General features: G+C 65.0%; 25 protein-coding genes. 12 read left to right on the forward strand and 13 right to left on the reverse strand.

What is annotated here, in order from left to right:
• On the forward strand, positions 1-165 hold a 165-nt coding region (locus AC1DU4_RS15270; protein WP_477841273.1), incomplete at its 5' end, for an integrase core domain-containing protein.
• Between the two features lie 804 nt (positions 166-969).
• On the opposite strand, the gene AC1DU4_RS15275 is transcribed toward AC1DU4_RS15270, so the two are convergent.
• Positions 970-1,833, reverse strand: a complete 864-nt coding sequence (locus AC1DU4_RS15275) for a hypothetical protein (RefSeq protein WP_477841177.1) — start codon at positions 1,831-1,833, stop codon at positions 970-972.
• Between the two features lie 642 nt (positions 1,834-2,475).
• On the opposite strand from AC1DU4_RS15275, the gene AC1DU4_RS15280 reads away from it, so the two are divergent.
• Positions 2,476-2,985, forward strand: a complete 510-nt coding sequence (locus tag AC1DU4_RS15280; protein WP_477841179.1) for a recombinase family protein — start codon at positions 2,476-2,478, stop codon at positions 2,983-2,985.
• 297 nt (positions 2,986-3,282) lie between these two features.
• Here AC1DU4_RS15280 and AC1DU4_RS15285 read toward each other — a convergent pair whose 3' ends face one another.
• A complete protein-coding gene (locus tag AC1DU4_RS15285) occupies positions 3,283-3,834 on the reverse strand; it encodes a hypothetical protein (protein ID WP_477841181.1) in 552 nt (183 codons plus the stop codon).
• A gap of 1,380 nt (positions 3,835-5,214) precedes the next feature.
• On the opposite strand from AC1DU4_RS15285, the gene AC1DU4_RS15290 reads away from it, so the two are divergent.
• A complete protein-coding gene (locus AC1DU4_RS15290) occupies positions 5,215-5,340 on the forward strand; it encodes a hypothetical protein (RefSeq protein ID WP_477841183.1) in 126 nt (41 codons plus the stop codon).
• Positions 5,341-5,642: 302 nt separating this feature from the next.
• Here AC1DU4_RS15290 and AC1DU4_RS15295 read toward each other — a convergent pair whose 3' ends face one another.
• Both AC1DU4_RS15295 and AC1DU4_RS15300 read right to left on the reverse strand, forming a co-directional pair.
• Entirely contained in the window at positions 5,643-5,987 is a 345-nt protein-coding gene (locus AC1DU4_RS15295) for a helix-turn-helix domain-containing protein (protein ID WP_477841185.1), read from the reverse strand.
• Between the two features lie 155 nt (positions 5,988-6,142).
• Entirely contained in the window at positions 6,143-6,715 is a 573-nt protein-coding gene (locus AC1DU4_RS15300; protein WP_477841275.1) for a recombinase family protein, read from the reverse strand.
• A gap of 407 nt (positions 6,716-7,122) precedes the next feature.
• Here AC1DU4_RS15300 and AC1DU4_RS15305 point away from each other — a divergent pair, with 407 nt between their 5' ends.
• Positions 7,123-7,740, forward strand: coding sequence for a hypothetical protein (locus tag AC1DU4_RS15305; RefSeq protein WP_477841187.1), 618 nt, complete (start codon positions 7,123-7,125; stop codon positions 7,738-7,740).
• A gap of 76 nt (positions 7,741-7,816) precedes the next feature.
• On the opposite strand, the gene AC1DU4_RS15310 is transcribed toward AC1DU4_RS15305, so the two are convergent.
• Positions 7,817-7,975 carry a hypothetical protein gene (locus tag AC1DU4_RS15310; protein WP_477841189.1) on the reverse strand — a complete coding sequence of 53 codons (159 nt, stop codon included), beginning with the start codon at positions 7,973-7,975 and terminating at the stop codon, positions 7,817-7,819.
• Between the two features lie 360 nt (positions 7,976-8,335).
• On the opposite strand from AC1DU4_RS15310, the gene AC1DU4_RS15315 reads away from it, so the two are divergent.
• The 4 genes from AC1DU4_RS15315 (at position 8,336) to AC1DU4_RS15330 (ending at position 10,845) form a co-directional block, all read left to right on the forward strand.
• Complete coding sequence (locus AC1DU4_RS15315) at positions 8,336-8,581, forward strand: hypothetical protein (RefSeq protein WP_477841192.1); 246 nt, start codon at positions 8,336-8,338, stop codon at positions 8,579-8,581.
• A gap of 139 nt (positions 8,582-8,720) precedes the next feature.
• A complete protein-coding gene (locus tag AC1DU4_RS15320) occupies positions 8,721-9,077 on the forward strand; it encodes a hypothetical protein (RefSeq protein WP_477841194.1) in 357 nt (118 codons plus the stop codon).
• A gap of 146 nt (positions 9,078-9,223) precedes the next feature.
• A complete protein-coding gene (locus AC1DU4_RS15325; RefSeq protein WP_477841196.1) occupies positions 9,224-9,481 on the forward strand; it encodes a hypothetical protein in 258 nt (85 codons plus the stop codon).
• 191 nt (positions 9,482-9,672) lie between these two features.
• On the forward strand, positions 9,673-10,845 hold the full coding sequence (locus AC1DU4_RS15330; RefSeq protein WP_477841198.1) for a hypothetical protein: 1,173 nt from the start codon (positions 9,673-9,675) through the stop codon (positions 10,843-10,845).
• Positions 10,846-11,014: 169 nt separating this feature from the next.
• Here AC1DU4_RS15330 and AC1DU4_RS15335 read toward each other — a convergent pair whose 3' ends face one another.
• On the reverse strand, positions 11,015-11,344 hold the full coding sequence (locus AC1DU4_RS15335; RefSeq protein ID WP_477841200.1) for a hypothetical protein: 330 nt from the start codon (positions 11,342-11,344) through the stop codon (positions 11,015-11,017).
• A 34-nt stretch (positions 11,345-11,378) separates the two neighbouring features.
• Complete coding sequence (gene argS / locus AC1DU4_RS15340) at positions 11,379-13,031, reverse strand: arginine--tRNA ligase (protein WP_477841202.1); 1,653 nt, start codon at positions 13,029-13,031, stop codon at positions 11,379-11,381.
• A 408-nt stretch (positions 13,032-13,439) separates the two neighbouring features.
• On the opposite strand from argS, the gene AC1DU4_RS15345 reads away from it, so the two are divergent.
• From AC1DU4_RS15345 to AC1DU4_RS15360, 4 genes are all read left to right on the forward strand, one after another.
• On the forward strand, positions 13,440-14,723 hold the full coding sequence (locus tag AC1DU4_RS15345) for a PucR family transcriptional regulator (RefSeq protein ID WP_477841204.1): 1,284 nt from the start codon (positions 13,440-13,442) through the stop codon (positions 14,721-14,723).
• Between the two features lie 118 nt (positions 14,724-14,841).
• A complete protein-coding gene (locus tag AC1DU4_RS15350) occupies positions 14,842-15,969 on the forward strand; it encodes an NDMA-dependent alcohol dehydrogenase (protein ID WP_477841206.1) in 1,128 nt (375 codons plus the stop codon).
• 205 nt (positions 15,970-16,174) lie between these two features.
• On the forward strand, positions 16,175-16,903 hold the full coding sequence (locus tag AC1DU4_RS15355; RefSeq protein ID WP_477841208.1) for a ubiquinone/menaquinone biosynthesis methyltransferase: 729 nt from the start codon (positions 16,175-16,177) through the stop codon (positions 16,901-16,903).
• A 517-nt stretch (positions 16,904-17,420) separates the two neighbouring features.
• Complete coding sequence (locus AC1DU4_RS15360; RefSeq protein ID WP_477841209.1) at positions 17,421-17,885, forward strand: hypothetical protein; 465 nt, start codon at positions 17,421-17,423, stop codon at positions 17,883-17,885.
• Positions 17,886-18,614: 729 nt separating this feature from the next.
• Here AC1DU4_RS15360 and AC1DU4_RS15365 read toward each other — a convergent pair.
• The 6 genes from AC1DU4_RS15365 to AC1DU4_RS15390 form a co-directional block, all read right to left on the reverse strand.
• Entirely contained in the window at positions 18,615-19,640 is a 1,026-nt protein-coding gene (locus AC1DU4_RS15365; RefSeq protein WP_477841211.1) for an NYN domain-containing protein, read from the reverse strand.
• Positions 19,641-19,726: 86 nt separating this feature from the next.
• Positions 19,727-20,128, reverse strand: coding sequence for a hypothetical protein (locus AC1DU4_RS15370; protein WP_477841213.1), 402 nt, complete (start codon positions 20,126-20,128; stop codon positions 19,727-19,729).
• 102 nt (positions 20,129-20,230) lie between these two features.
• Positions 20,231-20,662, reverse strand: a complete 432-nt coding sequence (locus tag AC1DU4_RS15375) for a hypothetical protein (RefSeq protein ID WP_477841215.1) — start codon at positions 20,660-20,662, stop codon at positions 20,231-20,233.
• Positions 20,663-20,767: 105 nt separating this feature from the next.
• Positions 20,768-21,181: a hypothetical protein gene (locus AC1DU4_RS15380; protein WP_477841216.1), complete on the reverse strand. Its 414-nt coding sequence runs from the start codon at positions 21,179-21,181 to the stop codon at positions 20,768-20,770.
• A gap of 318 nt (positions 21,182-21,499) precedes the next feature.
• Positions 21,500-22,057: an RES domain-containing protein gene (locus AC1DU4_RS15385; RefSeq protein ID WP_477841218.1), complete on the reverse strand. Its 558-nt coding sequence runs from the start codon at positions 22,055-22,057 to the stop codon at positions 21,500-21,502.
• A complete protein-coding gene (locus AC1DU4_RS15390; protein WP_477841220.1) occupies positions 22,058-22,525 on the reverse strand; it encodes an antitoxin Xre/MbcA/ParS toxin-binding domain-containing protein in 468 nt (155 codons plus the stop codon).
• Between the last annotated feature and the right edge of the window lie 143 nt (positions 22,526-22,668).

A 22,668-nucleotide genomic window follows, 5' to 3' on the forward strand; every position in this document is an offset into this window, starting at 1 on the left:
ATGGCGCAGGAGTGGGCGTTCGCCCGGCACTACAAGTCAGAACAGGCCCGACGGACAGCGTTGCCGGCGTGGTTGCACACCTACAATCACCACCGGCAACACTCCGCCATCGGCAGGAACGTTCCCTTTAGTCGTTTGACCAACGTCCCTGGGCAGTACAACTAGTCGAGCCTGATCGAGTCGGGTGAGGCGTGCGCCGCGATCACCTTCTCGACACCGCCGACGTCGTCGAAACCGCTCGCAGCACCCTTGTCGTTGGCGCCACCTGACGCCGGGAGAACCCCGCCATCTATCGCCGCGAGTCACAACCGATGCCGGCCGCCATTCGAGGCATCCATCAATCGACCGTTTCCCGGACACGAATCCGGTCGTGGAAGCGTGGTCCGGCGACCAGATCCTCGAGTGTCCCAAAAACGTGTCCGATTGCTCGAGTCCCAAAACCGGGGCCTGTCAGTGAGTTCTGGGACACTCACCGCCGTGAGCACACTGTTGGGTGTGACTCACGGCAGTAGATGGCGGTGTTCTTGCGCAGTCAGGTGGCGCCAACGATTCGCTTCGCAGACCATTCGATCGCGGCACACCCAACGACCAGCCCAACCAGGAGGCAGGCCGGGAAGACGAAAGTCATGGCATGCCAACCCGCACCCGGGAGCGCCAAAGCAATGACGACGGCTACTCCTATGACCAGAGCAACGGTCCGGCGAACCCGACGCACATCTACGCCCGGACGAATCCGAACCACGCCAAACCCCACCAGCCACGACAACAGGCACAGCCAACAAAATTCCAACAAGGACGAAGAACACGAGATACATCGGCCCATCCTCGGCTAACAAGCAGGCCCTATGGGCGTGCAAACGCGACGAGGTAGTCGAATTCACAGCTGCGCGCCCTCGGTCGACAGATCAAGATCCCGTGACCGCCAACTGACCGCCACGCCCGCAGCGTGCGGGGGTTCCTCGATGCCGTCTACGCCTGCTGCGTCCACTTCTCGAGCAGCTCGGCCAGCTCGGGTGCCTGGAACTGCTCGACCGGCCTGACGACGAGAACCGGCCGGCCCGGCAGCTCGGACTTCGGCGGGAGGTCGCGCATAGCGAACTGCTTGAAATGCACCATCCCCGACGAAATCGTGTGGTTCACGTCGTCGACGAGCCACCCCGGCGGGCGGCCTTTCGGCTCCCGCAGCGGATCGAACCCGACCTGCGCGACAAGCCATTTCATCAGGTGGTCGCGGTAGTGCGCATTGTCCTCCGCGTACTGCGGGTTCGCCTTGGTGAGGATCTTCTGCCACTGCTTGAACGGCGCATCAGGATCACTGCCTGCCTTCGCGAGCCCCACGAAGAACCGCATGGTGTTTCCGAAGCCCTTGATCTTCTGCTGGCAGGCTGGATGGTCCGCGGGGAGGTAGCGGCCGGTCGCGTGCCATGCCTTCATCTCGTCGCTGACGATCCTGGCCACCGCACGGTCGGCCGCCTGCGCCCACTGCTCGTTGCGGCCCTCGCACATCCTCGCCAGAGCTTCACCGTGGTCGAGCCACTCGGCCCAGGCGACGCCGTCGGGCGTCTGCCGGTACATCGCCCACCGGGCTACCTCTTCGCGGCGGGCGCGCTCCCTCGCGATCGCAGTCTGCTCTGCGAGAGCGCGTTGCTGCGCGGCGCTCAGCTGCGCCGCGGCCTGGGCCTGCCTCTGCGCCGCCGCCGTGTCCGCCGCGGTGCGCGCATTGGCCGCGTTGACCAGTTTGCGGTTGGTCGCCGCGTTCTCGCCGGCCCTCTGCTTCGCGATCCTGGTCTGTTTGCGCTGGGCGTCGGTCTGCGCCCGGCTCTCTGCGAGCATCTGCTCTTTGTACGTCGGTCCGTCGAAAAATCCCATGTGCGTTCCCACCCCTAGATCTCCCCGTTGAACGCCGAAGTCTACCGACCTAGGTATGCCCGGCCGTCTCGTCCGGAAGATAGAGCTCGTCCCAATTCTCGGGTGACTCGGCGATCCCCACTTCATATGCCCCACAGTGCAGCTGGGGTCTGACCGGCACTGACGCAAGCTCGGGCTGGCACTCAACTCCGACGACTTCACCGACGCCCAGGCCATCGCTGCCGTCGTCCGCATCACCGGCGGCAACTTCCGCCTCCTGCAACGGTTGTTCGCCCAGATTCACCRCATTCTGCGAGTCAAGAGCTCCACATCATCACGGCCGACGTCGTCGAAACCGCCCGCAGCACCCTTGTCGTCGGCGCCACCGGACGCCGCGAGAACACCGCCATCTATCGCCGCGAGTCACAGTTGTGGGACGGTCATGCGCCGGCAGGCCCCGGATCGCATCACCCCAGCTCACACCGTCCCATTAATTGATTCCAAAACAGAGTTTCGAAACCCTGCTACGGGAACAACTTTCGATACGCTCCGGAGTGTGGAGCTTGGATATGCGCGGGTGTCAACGACGAAGCAGGACCTCGAGCGGCAGATCGACGCCCCACCAAAGTGGGGATCGACCCGGCGAACATCTACGTGGACCGCAAGTCCGGTGCAACCACCGACCGCCCCGGTCTGACCGCGCTGCTCGGGTACGCCCGCGAAGGCGACGCCATCGTCACGCACACCCTCGACCGGCTCGGCCGGAACGTGCGCGACACCCTGAATCTGATCCACGACCTGCGGGAACGTGGGATCGGGATCCGTAACCTGGCCGACCCGATCCGGATCGACTCGAGCAATTCGGACGATCCGATGACCCAACTCGCCGTCGTGCTGCTCGCTCTGTTCGCGCAGATGGAACGCACCTCACCCTCGAACGCGCCGCCCACGCCCGGGAGCGCCCGGGAGGTCGCCACAGCGAAGGGCCGGCGCACCGGCCGCCCGTCGGTGGTCTCCGAATCCCAACTCGCCCACGCGATCCAACTGCAGGATGCAGGGGCCACCGCAGCCGAGATCACCGCGAAAACCGGGCTGGCAGCAGTCGGGCGCTGGCCGGTTCCAAGATCGCTGAGTTGACCGCGGACCTCACTGATGAGGGAGTGCTGTCGGAGCTGCCCCCGGGAGGCTGTGGCGGTGAGCTTGATGGTGTCGCCGACGCTGACCAGGCACACGTCCTCTCGGAGCTGTCCGGCGGCGGCTTCAGCGTCGAAGGCTGCTCCGCCACACTGGCTTTGGCCAAGTCCGGGAGTGTTTCTCCGCCCAAACCGCAGCAGCTGCGATACCAGGCGGGCGACACCGAAACTAGGTCCGTTGAGCCAAGGTAGTGCCCCTCGCAATCGAGGGGGCACTACCTCTCCGCACGTGTGCGCGCTGCTACGCCTGCTTCACGAGTGCGATGCCAACACTCGGGCCCCCGTCCGGAAGCTGGACGAGCGGACTATTGGTGAATGTGTACGGCGTGGGATCGAACACAGTGAAGCCCGGCATCACGTTAGGCGCGACATACGGTTGGGGGTTCACGACAACCCTTCCGCGGGTCGAATCGCTGGTGTAGAAGACATCTGGCGCAGCGGCCCCGAGCCCGATGAACTTCGCGGTCGGTGAGCTTAAGACGTTGATGTCGTACACCCGTCGATACTCGATTGCGTTGAACGAGGCGTTCGGCCCTGTTGACGGGATAGAGAAGTGCGTTATTCCCGCTGCTTCGTAGATCGGGAATCCCGCGGACCGGGCCGCGATCAGCGTTTGTACTGTGATTCCCTGTGGGGCCGCGATATCCCCGAGAGCGGCACGGGCCGCGACCTCGGTGACGGGCCTCAACTCATCCAGAGTCGGCGCGGCGGACGCCGGCGCAGCAGCACCGACGGCCACTGCAGCAGACAGCCCCGCCGCGACCAGAAGTTGCTTTGACCTGCGAATCTTCATACTTGTCCCCCTAGTTTGAATGTGATTGCCTAGCGATGCTACGCATGTGAAACCTGTTATGGCGGAAACTGATTCCGAGTTGATATCAATAGTCGGCGGTGCGGCGCGTACCGGCCACGCCAGCCTTGAAAGGGACTGTCCCCTGTTGGTGTACGCGGTCACGATCGCCCTCTCACCGGATGGGGAACGCGCTGAGCGCGCGGCCCCGATTGTGAGCGACCTTCTGTCGACTCTTCGCTCCCTGCTCACCGGCGGTAAGCAGTGAACGCCCCTGGCCGGAGTGGACGGCCACCACTGTGCCCCGCCCACGTCCTCGACCGCGTCCTCGACCTGCGGGCCGACGGACTGTCGTACCGGGGCATCTGCAAGCGCACTGATAGTTCACGCGCCGACCATCACGCCGACTGCCTCGGCTGCGATCTTTTCAGTAGATGACTGACCAGACCCACAGCACTACCGGAGCAAGCGGGCACATCCTGAGTGGGCGCGTACCTAGACTGATTGAACGGTCGGGGCGGGGCCGGCGGCTCCCGCCGTCATAGGGGCACTCGTCCCGTGCGACTTCCGCCGCGCACCGCCGCTGAGGGGAGGTGATTGAGATGGATAATGGTTTCTTCGGGCCCATCGGGGTGGCCATACTGAATGCCATCTCCTGGTGGAACTACCTGACACCCTGGTGAACTACACCGACAGCAGATCGGTGAGGAGACTTTGCCTTGCGGGTCCGGACTCGACACCGGAAGTGTTGCAGATTATTCCCAGACGTTGGATGTGGACCTTGCCGATACCCGAGGTGTCGCAGCGGGTGCTTTTCAACATCCTCGGGTGCGACCTGGGCGGGCACTGCCCGTAGTTGGGGCGGCCTTCGGAAGTGATTCATCGATGGACAACCCGATCTTCTTTATACCGATACCACGCGAGTGGCAGATCTGGCTGACTCAGCACACGCCATGCTGGTTCTGGCTGGCCGGCTGCCGCCCGTAACCCGAGGGGTGAGGCTGATATGGGTGACATGTTCTGGTACATCCCGCTGCTTCCGTGGGATGTCAAGCTGTGGCTGGCAGCCACATATCCGTGTGTCATCGACTTCCGGCAGAGCTGCGGGTGATCAAGATGGACGACCCGATTGTCTTTTTCGGCCCCGTGTTCGGCCCGCTGTACGTGGCGGTGGTCACCTGGCTCGTGTCGATCGGGGTGCTGTGATGCTCGACATCTTTCCTGTGCCGCCCTGGCTCTACGCCGTGCTGTACCAGCTGTGGTTGCTGGGCATCCCGCCGCACTGATCGGAAGGTGAACGCCGATGGACACGTACTCAATTTGGCTTGGCCCCCTTGGGGTGCTCATCGACCAGGCGCGATACATGTGGTTCGCGTTCAATGGATGGAAGTAGTCGAGATGGATTTCCCGCTGATCTACTGGCTCATGTGGCCGCCGTTCTTCAACGACCAGCAGCGGCAGTGGGCGCTGGACAACGTGCCCTGTTGGCTGGGCGGCTGGTGCTACTGAATGGACGTCATCGTGCAAGGCGAGATCTGGCTTTGCCCCGGGGCTCGCCATGGCCGCGATCCCTTGCCACCTTGGCGGGCGCTGCCCCTAAACACCCGAGAGGTGATCGCGATGGATTCCAGTGTTACCGCCACCAGTCGACAGATTCGGGTACTTGGCAAGATGACAGTGCGGGCACCCAGCAGGCATGGATCCGTCGACCCTCCAGCCGCACCAGGGTGCGGGGGCCGGCGCGCCATTTACAGCCGTCAAAACGCCGCCATCTACGGCTGAAAGTCACACCCGGTGTCGGAAAACCATCGTTATCTGGAGCGACCTGAAGGGCGTCCTCGACGTTGAGCACGTGCGGGTAAGACACCGGTGTCCACCCGTGCTGCGCAGTGACACGGGCGACGCGGCGGGTGATCGTCGCCAGCGCCCGGCGGCGAGCGCAGCAGGGTCATGCCCTCGATCAACCGCACCAGCTCGGGGTCGGTTCGTCTGCCCGTCGACCGACGCTGGGCCGGTGCCAGCCCCGCCAGGCCCTGGCTCAGATAGCAGTGCAGCCACCGTTGCACGGTCCGCAGTGAAGTGCTGGCCGCGGCCGCGGCGCGGGTCAGCGGCACACCGTCTTCCAGGTGAGGTCGCAGTACCGCGAACCGGCTCATCGCTTTGCTGCCGTTCGCGTTCGGTCAATCACGAGTCACCTCGCTTCTACGCTCGCCGGCCGCGACTGTATTGGTCACATTCTTGCGCCTGGCGCGTCCCGGGGTGCGAGCTGCGGCCAGGCCGTCTGTGTCGGTGGACGATGTCGCCGCCGCGATCAGGACTCGTCCCGGGCCCGTTGCAGTGTCGCGTACATCGCCGACCGGGACAGACCGCTGATCTCGCAGAGTTGGCCGGCGGAGTAGTCGCCCGAGTCGTAGTCCGTGAGCAGGCGTTTGCGTTGCAGGGCGGACAGCTTGGGTTGTTTGCCCTTGAGTCGGCCGGCCTTCTTCGCTTCGGCCATGCCCTCGCGGGTCCGGGCCCGGATGAGGTCCGACTCGAACTCCGCCATCAGCGACAGCATCCCGAAGAACAGCTTTCCCGTCGGGTCGGACGGGTCGTGGATGGATCCGCCGATGCTCAGTCGGGTGCCCTTCGCCTCGAGTTCCTCGGCGATCGAACGCAGATCCACCGCGGACCGCCCGAGCCGGTCCAGTTTCGCCACCACAAGGGTGTCGCCGGCGCGGCAGGCCGCCAGCGCCTCCCGCAGTCCCGGCCGGTCGCGGTTGCGGCCGGTGAATCCCTTGTCGGTGTAAATGCGATCCGGCTCGACGCCGAAGCGTTTGAGCGCTGTGCGCTGCGCTCGCAGATCCTGGCCCTGAGTTGAGCATCGGGCGTACCCGATCAGCATTCCGTCCACGAGAGGACAGTAGTCCGGCAAAGGCAACCCATGCCGGATCAACATGCAGGACGGATAAACAGGACACCTGGGGGTAGCGATCGCGCTGGCCGCAATCGAGCCCAGCCCGTCCGACGGGCGTCCTGTTGGAGGGTCGTCATACAGGAAACCCGACTGGAAAGCAGAGCCTGTGAAGTTTGACGGCAAGTCGCGGCGCTCTGTCATCGTTTGGTGGCGTTAGTCGCCGATGACGAGGATGCTCGCGGCGGCTTCGATAACTTCGTCGGCAATCGTCTCATCTCCGGCTGTCCCGCCACGGCCGCCAACAGATGGTCAAGTCCGGCTGCCCCGATATCTACCCCCAAACCCCGGTACGCGTTAGTGGTGCCAGCACACCCTAGCCGTATAGGGTGGTGGGCATGCAACTCGACACGATCCAGCAAACGACCGACAGCCTTATCACCGCATGGGGCGCGACCCTCCGCGACCTCATGGACTACGGATTGACAGAACACAAGGCGCGAAAAGCCCTCGCCAACACCGCGATCCCGTCCCTCCCTTCCAGCTCGGTCACGACGGTCCCCCACATCACCGGATTCACTGACACGGTCTGCCTCGTTCCGATGGGCGAAGTGGGTCGGCGCTACCTCAGCCACAACGTCTACCTCCGCGACTATGCACTCAAGGGGCAGATCCGACTGCGCTCTACCCACCTCGGATACTCAGACGACGGCTTCATCAAGACTGTCCGCCCCATCCTGCGTCGGATACGACTCGGATCAGGAGGGGCTATCGCGGGGGCCGGGGTGGTCAACTCCGCCGCGATCCAGCTGGAACCCGACTTTGGCACGTCATGGCCGGAGGCATGCACTCTCGTTGAGCTCGGCCCGCCCATCCCTGTCGGGCTGCCACTCGGATTCCGACCCAACCCCAATGGCGGCGCAACAGCGATCGCCGGAGTGCGGCACGTCGAACTCGATGCACTGTTCGCAGCCGTCCAGGCCGGAGGTGCGCTTACTGACGTGCCGTCGATCTGACACCTCAGGCTGACCATCTCGGGATCCTGGAGGCACCGACAGATGGGCGGCGCCCGGTCGCCCCCGACGGCATCGGTCACCGGAGTTTGCGGAGCATCTCCATCAACCACGAGTCAATCCGGATGTTCATCTTCCGGGTGCACTCAAGGACCGCCGACGCCTGCCCGTCGAGCTCCCCGGCGGCGTTCGCATGGAGGGCCACCGCCGGATCCGCGAAGTCGAGGGTGCGTTCCACGCCGTCCAGCGTGGCCAGCTTCTCGCCCGCAGCCGCCCGGCGGACCAGCAGGACGCCGCCGACCTTGGCGGGTTGGCCAGACGATAGGGACAGCCCGTATCAACGAGAGCTTCGGCAATTGCTGCAGCTCTCGACCTTTCCATGCCCGTCTTCACACGAAAGAAGCAGATGACACCTGACTCAACCGAATCCACGTCCACCGGCCGTCCGAAGAGCAGCCTCGCACAGACCGTGACCGCGTGGGCCACCGCCGCCGTTGCCGTAGCCCTTGGCGGTCTCGTCGTCGCTGGTGGCGCCCTCCTCACCGCTGCAGAAAACTCACTCAATCACTTCAGTGAGACGAGCACGGCCTCCAGTGCCGTGACTCAGTGGCTGTGCCTGCCGTACACCCAGTTCGTCCTCGAGCAGCACCGCGCCGGCCTCACCCCCGAGCAGATCGCGGGTGCCCTCGAAGTGTCCGAGTACAAGCGCGGCGGCCAGCTCGGTGTCAGCGCACCGGTCACCGACATCGACGGACCTCGCCTCGACTCGACGGACGCCTGCGGACTCCCCTTCGAGATCATCGACGCCGTCGCGCCTGCTCCGACCCCGGTCCCGGCCCCGTAGAGCACGCCCACACCCGACATGTCTATGACGGTGTCCGACAGATAATCCGGACACCGGCAAACTGAAACTGACGCCGATCTTCCACAGAACATCCGTTCAAGATGGTGTCGCAGTAAGACATCTCGGGGAGGACACGTTCATGAAGAAGCCCAGTCGACTGATCGCCACCGGAGCTTTCGCTCTGGCCGCCACCGGCGCCGCTGTTGTCGGTACCGTCGTTGCCGCGCCCGCAGCCTCGGCTGCCGTAGCACCCGGCAACTACACCTTCACCACGATCAACTTCGGCATCCCGTCCACCGCCCCGGCCAGCGTCCAGAACGGTGTCCTGACCCTGTTCGCGCCCCTCGGCCCGGTCAACCACCGGATCGTCGACGTCCCCGGTGGCGGATACATCGACTCCGGGCAGGGGCAGCGGTACTTCCTCGGCGGTGAGACCTTCATCGACACCTTCGTCGGTCCTGTCCGGATCGGCCACAGCATGCTGACCCCACGCTGATCGAACCCCACCCGCGCACTGCTACACACAGAACGCCGCCTCGTACTCCACGAGGCGGCGTTCTCCTTTCTCCACGACACGAACGCAGCTCCGGGGAGAGCGGGCAGCCCGGCATAGCGACCGTCTCGCCCGCGGGTGCGGTACCCGTGCCGCCACGGCAAGGACGAGAGCACACCAACGCCGACGCGCGGATGGAGTCGCACAAGGAGATTGACGAGCCGAACGTCGTCGGCCTGTACGCGGACGTCACCGACAGCACGGATACGATCGCGGAGCACTTCAACGACCCGTCTGTCGGCGGATACGGGAGGAACCGGGATCTGCCCACCGCGGTCGCCGACGCGTTCGTGTCCACGTTCGGCGTCGTCGACCTGCCGTATTTGAGCACCCAAAGCAGGCTGTGACCTGCATAAAAAAACACGTCCCCGGGGGGTCGGGGATCACCACACACTGAGGGGGAATCGTGCGAAGAGCTCTTCTCGCACCAGCAATCGCCGCGGCAATGTTGTTGTCCGGATGCGGATCCGACAGCGACGAGGCAGCCACTGGAGCCTTCCACGAAGGCAGCGAACCGTCGCTCGCCGACGATCCACTGATGGCCTGCTACGGGCGCGTCGGGTTCAAGGAACGCCAGGACTGTGTGCCCGGAGTCGGGACGATGTCGGCGCGGGACCTGAAGGTGAAGCTACCCGAGTACGCCAAGGTGATGATCGGAAAGATGGACCGCGGTCCGGACGAGGTGCCGGTAGCCACGCTGAACGTCGACGACCGGTGGCTTCGCGCGTTCCTGGTGCCGTATCGGATCTCCAGCCACGGGATGACCCCGGAGTCGAGGGGGACGCGGATTGAGGTGGTGAACCTCGCCGACCGGTCGACGGTCACCTCGATCGACCTGCCGAACACCCAGATGAACGCGATTCTCCCGGACACGAAGAACGGCCTGTTCGTTGCTGCATTAACCGACTTCGACCTGCTCTTCGAGGGCGGGTTTCGGAACAAGGGCCCGAAGATCGACGCGACGATGGCGGCGGTCGACCCCCTGGCGGGGAAGGCCCTGTGGCAGAAGAACGACCTGCTGACCTCCAACCCGGACGCGGTCATCGACCGTGGCGTTCTTCCGGCGTACGGGGTTCCGGACCGCGAGTGCGACGGGTACACGAAGGCGCGCACCGTGCAGGTGCTCGACACGAGGACCGGCGAAGCGAAGTGGTCGAAGCACGTCACCGAGCTCCGGGGGCCCAAGAACGGCGACCAGTGCACGGTCGACATCGTGTACGCCGACCCCGGACTGCCGTTCATCCCGGTCACCCGTAAAGGGGACCTGGCCGTCGTCGGGGTCCGCGATGACTACAACCTCACGACCAACCTCGATGTCGACACTGGTGAGGTGTTCGCGCCGCTGCCGTCCGAGGTCATCGAGCTGCCGAGCAAGTCGATGCCGGGCCGGTTCTTCGCCGACCCGCGCAGTCCGTTGACGCTGATCGAGGTTGCCCATGAGGGGCAGGTCGGCCGCACCGGCGGGGAGACGGGTTGGCTGGTCGTCGACCGGAATGCGGGGACCATCGTCAACCGGATCCCGGGGACGACACTGTCCGAAGTGAAGGCCGGCATCGTGGGCTTGTTCGATTCCCAGGTTTACCTGAAGAACTCGACGATCTTCACGATCGACGGTCGCACCAACGCCGAGGGTGGCACCGTCAGTGCGCTTCCCGTGCGGGTGGTCAATGGCTGGACGCTCCACGACGACGGCACCTTCACCAAGGACTGACTCCCCCGCATCACGAGAAAAGTGGCCTCACCGCGATCGGCGGTGAGACCACTTTTCTATGTGTTGACCTGTGATGATGTCACGTCCCGCCGGCAGCGGTGGCGGCGCCGGCTCGGGCAGTCGCCTACTTCGGCGACCTCATGCTCACGCTGCGTCTCGTTTGGGAGTCCTACCGCGTTCGAGTGAGCCCTGCCGAGATGATCGAGGCAACCGTGTCCGGGTCTCTGGGGGTGAAGGCCGGCGTCCCGTAACCCCAGATCTCCAACACGATTGCGGTGTGCTTCCTCGGCCGCAGTAGGTCGAGGCTGTACCAGTGGCTGAAATCGCCCGTGCCCCAGATCCTCCACCGACCTCCGATGTCGGGGAGTGCGGCGTTTTGCACGTACTCGATCTTCTCGTAGGGCAGGAACCTGCTCACGAACGGAAAATAGAAGTGTCGAATCGTCACGCCTCGATCGTCGAGACGCACAGTCCTGTCTTCGTAGAGAATCCCACCCATACCCGCGACCATAGCTTCGTGCTGTGGCGTGGGTTCACATCCGCTCCGGAGCGCTGACGCCGAGCAGTTCGAGACCGTTCGCGAGGACCTGGCGGGACGCGTCGCACAGCTCCAGACGCGCGATGTGCAGCTCGCCGGCCTCCTCGTCGCCCTGCGGCAGGATGCGGCACGCGTCGTAGAAGCGGTGGTAGGTACCCGCGAGCTCCTCGAGGTACCGCGCGATGCGGTGCGGCTCGCGCATGTCGGCGGCCTTCGCGACGACGCGCGGGTACTCGCCGATGGTGCGGATCAGGTCGCCCTCGCGGTCGTGCGTGAGCAACGCCAGGTTCGGGTTGGCCGAGCTCAGCCCCAGTTCCGCGGCGTTGCGAGCGATCGAGCACAGGCGTGCGTGCGCGTACTGGACGTAGTACACCGGGTTTTCGTTGCTGGTGCTCGTCCACAGTTCGAGATCGATGTCGATGCTCTGGTCGACCGACGAACGCACCAGCACATAGCGGGCGGCGTCGACGCCGATGGACTCGACCAAGTCGTCGAGGGTGATGACCGTGCCCGCGCGCTTGCTCATCTTCACCGCGACACCGCCGCGCACGAGGTTGACCATCTGCCCGATCATGACCTCCACGGTGTCCGGGTCGTCGCCGAAAGCGGCCGCGGCGGCTTTGAGGCGACCGATGTAGCCGTGATGGTCGGCCCCGAACATGTAGATGCACAGGTCGAAGCCGCGGGCCCGCTTGTCCTGGAAGTACGCGATGTCGCCGGCGATGTACGCGGCGTTGCCGTCGGACTTGATGACGACGCGATCCTTGTCGTCGCCGAAGTCGGTGCTCTTGAGCCACCAGGCCCCGTCCTCGTGGTACAGGTTGCCCGAACCCTTGAGGGTCTCGACGGCCCTCTCCACCGCACCCGACTCGAACAGCGAGTTCTCGTGGAAGTAGACGTCGAAGTCGACGCCGAACTCGTGCAGCGTGAGCTTGATGTGCTTGAACATCAGCTCGACGCCGATGGACCGGAAGGTCTCGTGGGTCTCGACCTCGGGCAGGTCGAGGATGCCCGGGGCCTGCTTCTGGACCTCGGCAGCGATGTCGCCGATGTAGTCGCCGGCGTAGCCGTCCTCCGGCGCCGGCTCCCCCTCGGCCGCGGCGATCAGCGACCGCGTGAAGCGATCGATCTGGGCGCCGTGGTCGTTGAAGTAGTACTCGCGCGTCACATTGGCGCCCTGCGCGGTCAAGATGCGACCGAGAGCGTCGCCGACCGCCGCCCAGCGCGTTCCACCGAGGTGGATGGGACCGGTGGGGTTCGCGGAGACGAACTCGAGGTTGATCGGCTTGCCTACGAGCATGTCACCCGTGCCGTACGCCGCACCGTCCTCGAGTACCTTCGTGACGATCGCGCCCCGCGCGTCGGCCGCGAGGCGGATGTTGAGGAAGCCGGGTCCGGCGACGTCGGCCGAATCGATGCCGTCGGACGCCGCCAGCTCCGCCGCCAACCAGGTGGCGAGATCGCGGGGATTGACGCCGGCCTTCTTGGCGACCTGCATCGCCACATTGGTGGCGTAGTCACCGTGCTCGGGGTTGCGGGGCCGCTCGATCGTCACGACTGTCGGAAGTACAGAAGAATCCAATCGTCGCTCAGTGAGAACCTTCGCGGCAGAGTCGCGGAGAAGTTCACTGAGCATGGTCGGGTTCATGGCAACGCACTATACGGACAGGTGTTCTGCGACTACCCGACGAATCCGCTGCATCACCCCTATAGAGCAGGGAATTGGGAGTGCTGGCGATCAGCCGCAGCACTCACCCAGTCAGCGAGCTTGCAGCGCGGATTACAGCGTCCGCGCACCTGGTGTCTTCGTCCAAGGTGCCGCCTTCCGCTGTCGCCGAATGTTGAGACAAGTACCTGCGGGAATGCGCGCGATGAGACGCTCTGAGGACGGAGCGTTGAGACGGAATCGCTTAAGGACGCCTCACTCGATTTAGGGTGTGCTTCTCGCTCATCCTGTGAGGATCTCTGACCGGTCGGAGAGATCGGAGTGAACGCCCACATACTCTTAGACGGACGGCCTGGAGTTTCCGAATGACTCCGTTGTTCGAGGAGGATCGTGGACACACCCAGCACGGCGCGGGCCGGGCAGTGGATGCGCGACTACGTCGCCGAAACCCTCTCCCGCACCGATCTCGAGTCATTCATCGACAACGTATGTCAGTCCATGGGGGCGGACGTCCCAGAACTGTCCACGGACGCCGAGATCCAGCGCGATCTCGAGTTGGCTGTGCGCAGTCAGTTTCGTCTCATCCTGGCCGTGAGGCGATCGGACACCTCGCCGCGGTGGTCGATCCCGGCCACCGAGGAAGGCCGTTCACTGGCACGAACTATTGCGCGCCGAGGGCTGGAACTACGGTTTCTCTCCCAGCTCTACCACGCCGGCCACCGGGCCGTATGGCGGTTCGTCTCCGGGTTCGTCAACGATGCCGACCTACCGGCGGACTTCAAGGTTCAGCTCGTCGTCGTGATGTGGGAGCAGACGAGCGAGGTCATGAACTCGATGCTCGCCGACCTCGCCGCCACCTACACGCAGGAACATGAACGGCTGCTCAGCGGCGCCTTCTCCATGCGGGTGAACACGGTCCGCGAAATCCTGGACGGCACCCAGCAGAGCGCCGACGAGGCCTCCGTTCAGCTCGGCTACCCACTGCACCGCACCCACACAGCACTGGTGCTGTGGACGACAGACCACGCGATCTCGATCGACGCGCAGATTTTCGAGCCGCTCGCCCGGCGACTCGCTCGATCAGCCGACGCCACCGAAATCCTCTGCGTCCCATCCGGACTACGGGGGCTGTGGGTCTGGATGGTGTCGAGGAACAACGAAGAGCCCACAATCGATTCCGCACTCGTGCCACCCGGGGTGCGTGTCGCGGTGGGCCGCCCGGGGCAGGGTATCGACGGGTTTCGGCGAACCCACCGTGAGGCGCAGGCGGCGCAGGCGATCGCCGCTCGCGCCCGACAGGATCGGTCCGTCACCAGCTACCGCGACGTCGAACTTGTCTCGATGCTCGCGTCCCGCCCGGACGCGATGAGCACTCTGGTCGAACGCGAGCTGCCCGGGATGCTGGGCGAGGACGAGCTGTCCGCCCGGCTCCGCGAGACTCTGCGCGCAGTCCTGTCGCAGCAGGGAAACCTCGAGTCCGCAGCTCGCCAGCTCTCCATTCACAAGAACACCGTCAGGTACCGCATGCAACAGATCGAGGAGCGACTCGGCCGGCGAATCAACCACCGGGCGGTTCACCTGGAACTGGCACTCGCCTGCTTCGATACCTTCGGCGGTTCGCTCCAGACGGATGTATCGACAGGACAAAACTCGCGAACGAACTTGGACAACTAGACCAAGCCACCAAACCTGTTCTCCTGCAAGGCTGAATGTCGACAGTACGTCTTCCAGTTTGAAAGATCTGTGGCAATGGCCACTGCGACCAATAGTCAAGTACGGGGAGGGTTTTGCAATGAAGACCAAGGGTGCGTTGCTGTGGGGCATCAACGAGAAGTGGTCCGTCGAGGAGATCGAACTCGGTGACCCGGTCGCCGGCGAGGTGCAGATCCGCATGGAAGCCGCCGGCATGTGCCACTCCGATCACCACATCGTCACCGGCGCGACGCCGATGGCGTCCTACCCGGCGATGGGTGGCCACGAGGGTGCGGGCGTGGTCATCAAGCTCGGCGAGGGGGTCAAGGATCTCGAGGTCGGCGACCATGTCGTGCTTTCGTTCATCCCGGCGTGTGGACGCTGCCCGTCGTGCGTGTCGGGACATTCGAATGTCTGCGATCTCGGTATGGGGCTGCTGCAGGGCCAGGCCATCGCCGACGGCACCCACCGTGTCCAGGCTCGCGGGGAGAACGTGGTCCCGATGAGTCTGCTCGGCACGTTCTCGCCCTACATCACCGTCCACGAGTCCTCCGTCGTCAAGATCGAGAAGGACATCCCGTTCGAGCTCGCCGCCCTCGTCGGCTGCGGTGTCCCGACCGGATGGGGTTCGGCGACGCACATCGCCGAGGTCAAGCCGGGTGAATCGGTTGCCATCATCGGCGTCGGAGGCGTCGGCATGTTCGCACTGCAGGGCGCGGTCGCGTCAGGTGCGCGCCACGTGTTCGCGATCGACCCGGTGCCGTTCAAGCGAGAGCAGGCACTCAAGTTCGGTGCCACGCACGCGTTCGCCTCGATGGAGGAGGCGATCGGCCCGATCATGGAGATCACCTGGGGCCGCATGTGCCAGAAGACGATCATCACCGTCGGCGAGATGAAGGGCGAGTACATCGACCCGGCCCTCACTCTCACGGCAAAGACCGGCCGCTGCGTCCTCACCGCGATGGGCCACATCGCCGACATGGACGTCAAGCTCAACGCGTTCACGTTCACGTTGCTCCAGAAGGACCTGCAGGGAAACATCTACGGTGGCTGCAACACCCGCGTGGACATCCCGAACCTGCTGAACCTGTACAGGGCCGGTCAGCTCAACCTCGAGGACATGGTCACCAACGTCTACTCACTTGAGCAGGTCAACGACGGCTACCAGGACATGCTCGACGGCAAGAACATCCGCGGCGTCATCCGCTACACCGAAGCGGACTGGTAGATCGTCGATCGGGCGTGCCTCGCAGTCTGATCGGGTGCAGACGCTCGATCAGATCGCGTAGTGGTCGGTGAACAACGCCTCGGCTGCTGTCGTCTACGACGGTGGCTGAGGTGTTGCGCATTTCGGGGATCGGGAGCGGGTCTACCCGCAGGCGTCGCAGGACTGGCAGGTCCGCCACCGGCCGCGGGCGGCTACCGTGAGGCGGGTGAGTACGAGCCAGCCGGTACCTGAAGATGCCAAACCCGCCGACCACCCAGCCCGGGTCTCCTCGATGTTCGACGGGATCGCCGGCCGTTACGACCTGATGAACCTCGTCATGACCTGGGGGCAGGAGCCGCGGCTGGTGCGGCGTACCGTCCAGCGGGCAAAGCTGCCCGATGCTCTGAAGGTGCTGGACCTGGCCACGGGAACCGGCGACATCGCCCACGAGGTGCTGCGAACCCACCACGACGCGGACGTCACCGCAGTGGACTTCGCGCCGGAAATGATGGCGATCGGCGCAGCCCGTCCCGATGGCGACCGGATCGCCTGGGTCGAGGCAGACGCGATGGACCTCCCGTTCGAGGACGACACCTTCGACGCCGTGACCCACGGCTACCTGCTGCGGAACGTGGCCGACATCCCCACCACGCTGGCCGAACAGTTTCGTGTGCTGAAGCCCGGTGGTCGGATGGTGGCTCTGGAAACCTCACCGGCGCCGGACAACATCCTCAAGCCTTTCTCCACCGCCTACGTCAAGTACGTCGTCCCGCAACTCTCACGGCTCATCACCAAAGATCCGGAGGCCTACGAGTACCTCTCGGCTACGACCCGGGGATTCCGGACTCCCGCCCAGGTCCAGGAGCTACTGAAGGATGCGGGCTTCGTCGGCGTCGGCCATGAACTGCACCTCTTCGGCACCCTGGCGATCCACTGGGCAACCAAGCCGAGATAGTCGATAGGCGACGGCCGTGCGCTGACGTCATTTCAGGCGATGGGATGAAGACTCCGGAACCGACCTGATGTACCACTTCTCGTGTTGCGGGTAGCCGCGGCGAGCCCGCGGGTAGCGACCACGGTCTCGGCACCGTAGATCACCAGCTTCATCGAAGGGGCTCCCCCATTCGTGCCGCATGCTCCAGCCGCTTGACCTGTCGGCGCGATGGAGGGACGGGCCCCCGATCGTGAATCGGAGTCGGTAACGCGAATGGGGGTGTCGACGATCTTGATCTTGAACATGTGAGCGCTACGTCTGAGGTCAGAGCAGTCTCGATGGGGAGGGCCGATTGTTGAGAAGAACTGCCGCGGTGTGGTTGGTCGCTTTAGGGCTTGCGGTGTCAGGTTGTGCCGATGGCGGCGAATCTAGCGATGGGGCGGACGCATCCTCTGCGACGACTACCTTCGCGGTATCAAGTTCGGGGCAGACCACACCGATGTCGACTTCGTTGCCGCCTGCTGCGACACCACCTCCGGTGACGGCGGACACCGGAGGTGGTGTTGCTGCACCGGAGGAGACGGAGGTGGTGACGGAACCGCCCGTTGTCGAGCACGAGGGTGGCGGGGACGAGCCGAGGCAGGGAGTCGACCCCAATCCGTTCAACTGCGTCGGTGACATCTGCCCCAATCCCTACACGGACGCGCCGCCTCCCGATCCGAACGCGGACCATCGGAACCCGCAAATTTCGTGGTGCGGAACCGATAAGAACGTCGACAACCGCGGAGCCACGGTGTACGACGACGGCACCTGGTCACCGTGGACGCAGTTCTGCGCCAACGAGTTCGACGCCGTGAACAATCCGCCCAATCCACCGGGAACGATGGGAGGCGGCGGAGCTGTCGCCGGTCCGTGCCGTCCCGACGAAGAGGGAACGATCACACACACCCCGGACATGCGCAAGCAACAGTGCACGGGTGGCCATTGGGTCTACATTCGCTGATCGCAAACCGACAGAGACACGCCCGACGTCCCCGAACGGTCGAACACGAAGGGGACGTGTCATCCGCACAGTTCACAGCCAAAAAAGGTGTTTCTGTCGGCGCGCTCGGCACCAACCGGCAGCGAACCGGTCGACTCAACTCACGCAGACGCGCGAGGAAATCCTCATAATCGGGACATGCCAACTTCACACAAATCTGCTTCGGCCGCAGTAACCGGACTCATCAGCGCGGCCATGTTCGTTGCCGCGCCAGGGGTAGCCGGCGCCACCGAGGCAACCGGCCCTTGCCAGCTCGGGACCAGCAACACAGAACCACGATCGTGCGCCCAGTCGGAGATCGGATACAACCGGGTGTTGACGCTGGGAAACGGCATCTGCGCCGGTTTGATGTCCGTCTCCGGGACTGCGTTTGACGGACCCCTGTGGGATTACTCCGAGGGCCGAGGGGCTGTACATTCCGTCGAACTGCGAATCTCGCAGGGCTTCTCACCGCTGGGCGACTGGGGATCGACCACCCTGGCCTGCGACGTCACTGCGATCATCGATTGGCAGAACCTCGACACCGGTCACAGTGGCACAGCGAGTCGGCCCGTACCCGCCAGCACCACCAGCACCCAACCACCGACGCTCATGTATGTGGGTACGGGCCCGGGACGGGTTCGGCTCACCATGCGAACCGACCACCCGAGCATTCCGGTTTCCACGGACGTGGTCGTCCCCTGACGTAAGTCAGCTCTCGTCGTACTTCTCCCAGAAGCGCGCCCGCAGCCGGTACCGCGTCCCCTCGTCCAGGTCGTACCTCTGCATCACGTCGGAGGCGTCGAGCAGCAGGGCCCGGTCGATGTCCCTGGGGACCGACGGCCTCGCCCGCTCGAGTCCGAGTCTGTCGTCGGGGGTGGCGCTTTCGTGGAACGAGGTGAGGATGCGCTGGACGACCTCGTCGAGGAGTTGGTCCTGTTCGGGATCGTCGACGTACCCGGGGAGTGCGTGCGCGGGAGATCCGGTCGAGACGCTGTAGGCGAGCACGCTCGTCGACTGCGGGGCCGCAGCTGCTGGGGCCGGCACGACCGTCGCGAGGTCGAGGGGTGTCCGGGTGACCGGCGGTGCGCCCGCCGCCGCGGGCCGGGCAGATGTGGGCTTCGGGCCGCTCGGCACGGGCGCCGRCCTCGGCGCACTGGGTGCAGGCCTCGGCGCGGGCGCGGGCTGGCGATCAACCTTCATCACCGCAGCATCGACCGCGGGGCCGTCGATGCTGTCGAGCTCGTCGGCGGCCCGGACCAGGTGCCGGCTCATGCCGTGCGGCCGACCCTCGACCGTGGGCACCGCCAGCAGCACCACCTGCACGCCATGCACCTGCGCCTCCTCGACCGCCTCGGTGAGGTCGTCATCGCCGGAGACGAGGAAGAACACGTCGGCCGCACCGTTACGGGCGTGCGTCACCAGGTCCAGGCCGATACGCAGGTCGACCCCCTTCTGCTCGCCGTTGACGCCGAACCGACCCAGTCTGAGCTTGACCTTGGACAGCTCGCCGATGTGCTCCTGCTGGCTGTCCGGGATTCCGTTGCGGGCCGAGTCGTACCAGTGGACCCGCAGCAGGGGCAGGCCCGACCTGGCCTCCGCGGCATCGACCAGTGAGCGGATCAGCTTGGCGTAGTCGACATGGATCCCGCTGCGCAGGGAGGTGCCGGTGACGCGAGTCGCGGCAGAGGCAAGCAGGTATCCGGTGTCGATGTAGAGGGAGCAGGTCGATCGCATGGGTCACTATGGCATGCGCGACAGGTGGTTCCGGCTGGGTCAATACCGAAGATCGCGTCACGGTCCAGGTGCGGCTGCCGAGTCAGTCAGGGAACCGTCCAGACACCTGCGCCGGGCGTGCTCGCGAGTAACCCGTATCCATAGGGCAGCGTGGCCAGGGCGACCACCGTCCCGGAACCGGTCTCGACCGGTGTGCCGTCACCGAGGTATGCGACACCAGCTGCACCGGTGGAGATGTTTCGCCAGTGGACGAAGACATCGGTGTACGGCCCAAATCGGGTCACTCCCGGAGTGTCTGTATCGGTAGTGGCGGTCAGGTAGAAGTAGCCCGAGCTCGGGAGTCCGGTCACACCGACGCCGAAACCGGAACCGGGAATGGCGAAGACAGTGTCGGTCGGTGCGGCGGCGGCGGGGTGTGCCGCGAGAAGCAGGGCCACGCCGGCTCCGGCGACGATGGATGCTCGGCGTAGACGGTGACGTTGCCTCATCGACGGACCTCCCTGCCTGGCGGCCCGCTCCAACCCCCGAACACCGGCGCCGGCCGAAGAAGCTCTCATTCTACGTCCGATACGGGTGTCCCCGACCATGAATCACCTGGTCGGGGCCGCCCTTAGCGTGCTACTCCCACCGTCGTTGAGGCGACGGTGGGAGGCCGCGAGCAGCACCGCAACCAAGGCAACGGGGAGGTAGTAGCCGAGGAGGACGAACACGGGAGTGGATGTGAAGAGTGAGCGGACGGAGCCAACTAGCAGGGTCATCGCCACTAGCCACGCAAACCAGCGACGAGTGATCACTGCGGGCAACAAACACAACAACACGGGGAGAGCCAGGATCAAGATGATTGAGTAGCCATAGTGCCCCGCGATGGGCGTGAGGCACTCCGCCGAGTTGTTGACACCCTGGGTGGGGAACAAGCCCACCTCGCACGACGTGATCTCAAGCATCGGTTCTGACGCGACTATCGCGCCGAAGGCGGCGGTGAGCACTGCGAGAAGGATCCACTCCAAACGGACGATCGGCATCGTGCGATCCTGTCAGGCCGATCCCGATCGCGATCGGCCGGCCGCTACACGCGCCCAGTCAATCTGCCGTCGCGTTTCGACAATGTCAGCCATTGACGCCCGGCCTCAGGCCCCTGGGAGATTTTTGTCCCACCCTGGCCGCAGGAAAGGCATCACAGTCTGGAGTGGGTCGATGATCTGGTGGACTACTCGCTCGATCGCGGCGGCGCCGAGCAGTGGGGAACCGTCTAAACAGCCGAGTTCACCCTCCCAGATCACGCCGCCTGCGGATCGTATCTCCAGCACGTCGCTGTCCGCGACGTACAGGCCGTAGCCACTGGCGGTGTCCTCTTCGGTGATTTCGTCTCGATGTACATAAGTGGACGTCAACCTTCCCGGTGCCGGGAGTACGACGACACCGTCTTCGACCGCCTTGCGGATCACCGCTTCGGGAAAACTGACGAACCGGGTGTACGAAATCTCCGGAAGATCGCCGCGAACATACGCCGCTGCCAGCTCCTCGGGCGGTGCATCAGCCATATCCGCCGGCAGCCACGTACGCGCCCACTCCTGTGCGTCTCCGACAACACGGAATGGCCATGTGCGTGAGTCGAACTCGGCTCGGGCCTGGTCCCACGCTATGCGCTGACGCTCGTAGAACTGCGTGCGCGCGCTGGGGGCCTYAGGCATCTCGGCCGGYGGTTTGTCCGGCTGCTGCTGCCGCTGAAACCACTTCCGCATTGACCATGCCATGCCATGCCATGCCATGAGTCAAACACAGCCCGCGGGCCTGCCCGGCACCTCAAGAAGTCCGCTCTGTGGCCGCCAGAGGGCACAGAGCCTGGCAGTCTCGAATTGTCACGCCACGACGCGGTGCAGCGCCTTCGCAGAGTCGACGATCGCGGGATGGTCCAGGTCCAGGGATTCGACGCGGACCAGATCCGGCCGTTGCCAGCTGGCCAGGACCGACCACTGCGGGCGGTGGTACGACCACCACGAGATGGCCTGCCAGGCTCGGTCTCCGTTGTGCGGTTCGGTCTCCGACCAGATCCGATGCCCCCACCCCTGAGTGACGGTGAGGTTGCGGGTGACGATCTGGGTCGGACGCAGCCCCAGCCGCACGAGCTGGGCCGGGTCGTCGAGGTCGAGCACCCGCAGATCGTCGGGGAGCTCGAACACGCCGAGTGCACGGCGCGCGCCCGGCAGCAGTGGGAACTCCAGCATCGACTCATCCCACTGCCCGAGGTTGCCGAAGCTCTCACCGCACGCGGCCTCGGCCAGACGTGAGACGTACCAGACGTGATAGTCCGGGTGGTCGATCCGGCCCCCGCGCTGCGGACGGTGCCCGTACACCGGATGCCCCGGCTCACCAGGCTTCGCGGTGGGTAGATACGGGAAGATGCGGTAGACGAGCACTCAGGCCGCCCCGCCCCACGCCTCGGCGTCGAGGGCGTCGAGGAGCCTGGACGGTCCCGACAGCTGGAGCACGTCGATCGGGCGGGCCCCGTCGAGGTAGCTGTTCGTGCTTTCCAACCACGTTCGGGCTGCGGTCTCGCCCCAGACCAGGCGAGCTCGGGCAAGGACATGCTCAAGGTCGATCAGCAACGGCGCCGCACCCGGACCCGGCCRCTCGTCGCCCTTGATCCACCGCGAAGGCTGCGACTTGTTCACCCCGACGATCGCGGCGAGCTGCGTACCACCGAATTCCTCGGCCAGATAGCGGACCCGCTCGGCCGACAACGGATCATCCGCCGCGACCCGCGGCGGCCTCTTCGCCGGCCCGGCCTTCCCAAGACCACCAGCGCCCGCCCCACGCCGCTGGGCAGTGCGCCCGGTAGTCGGGGACACCTTGAAAGGCACCTGCCGCCTGCTCGTCTTCTCCATGTCCCCATGCTACCCAACATCTGCGTTGGGTGGCATGGGAGCGCTCGCTCGAACGTCCAGACGCAGACTCCTGCGCCTGGCGCTGCTTTCCGCGTGCTCGCGAACGATGCTCGAGAGTGATCGCGCACCGGCCGATACGATCG

This window comes from Rhodococcus sp. P4_F5, assembly GCF_056401315.1.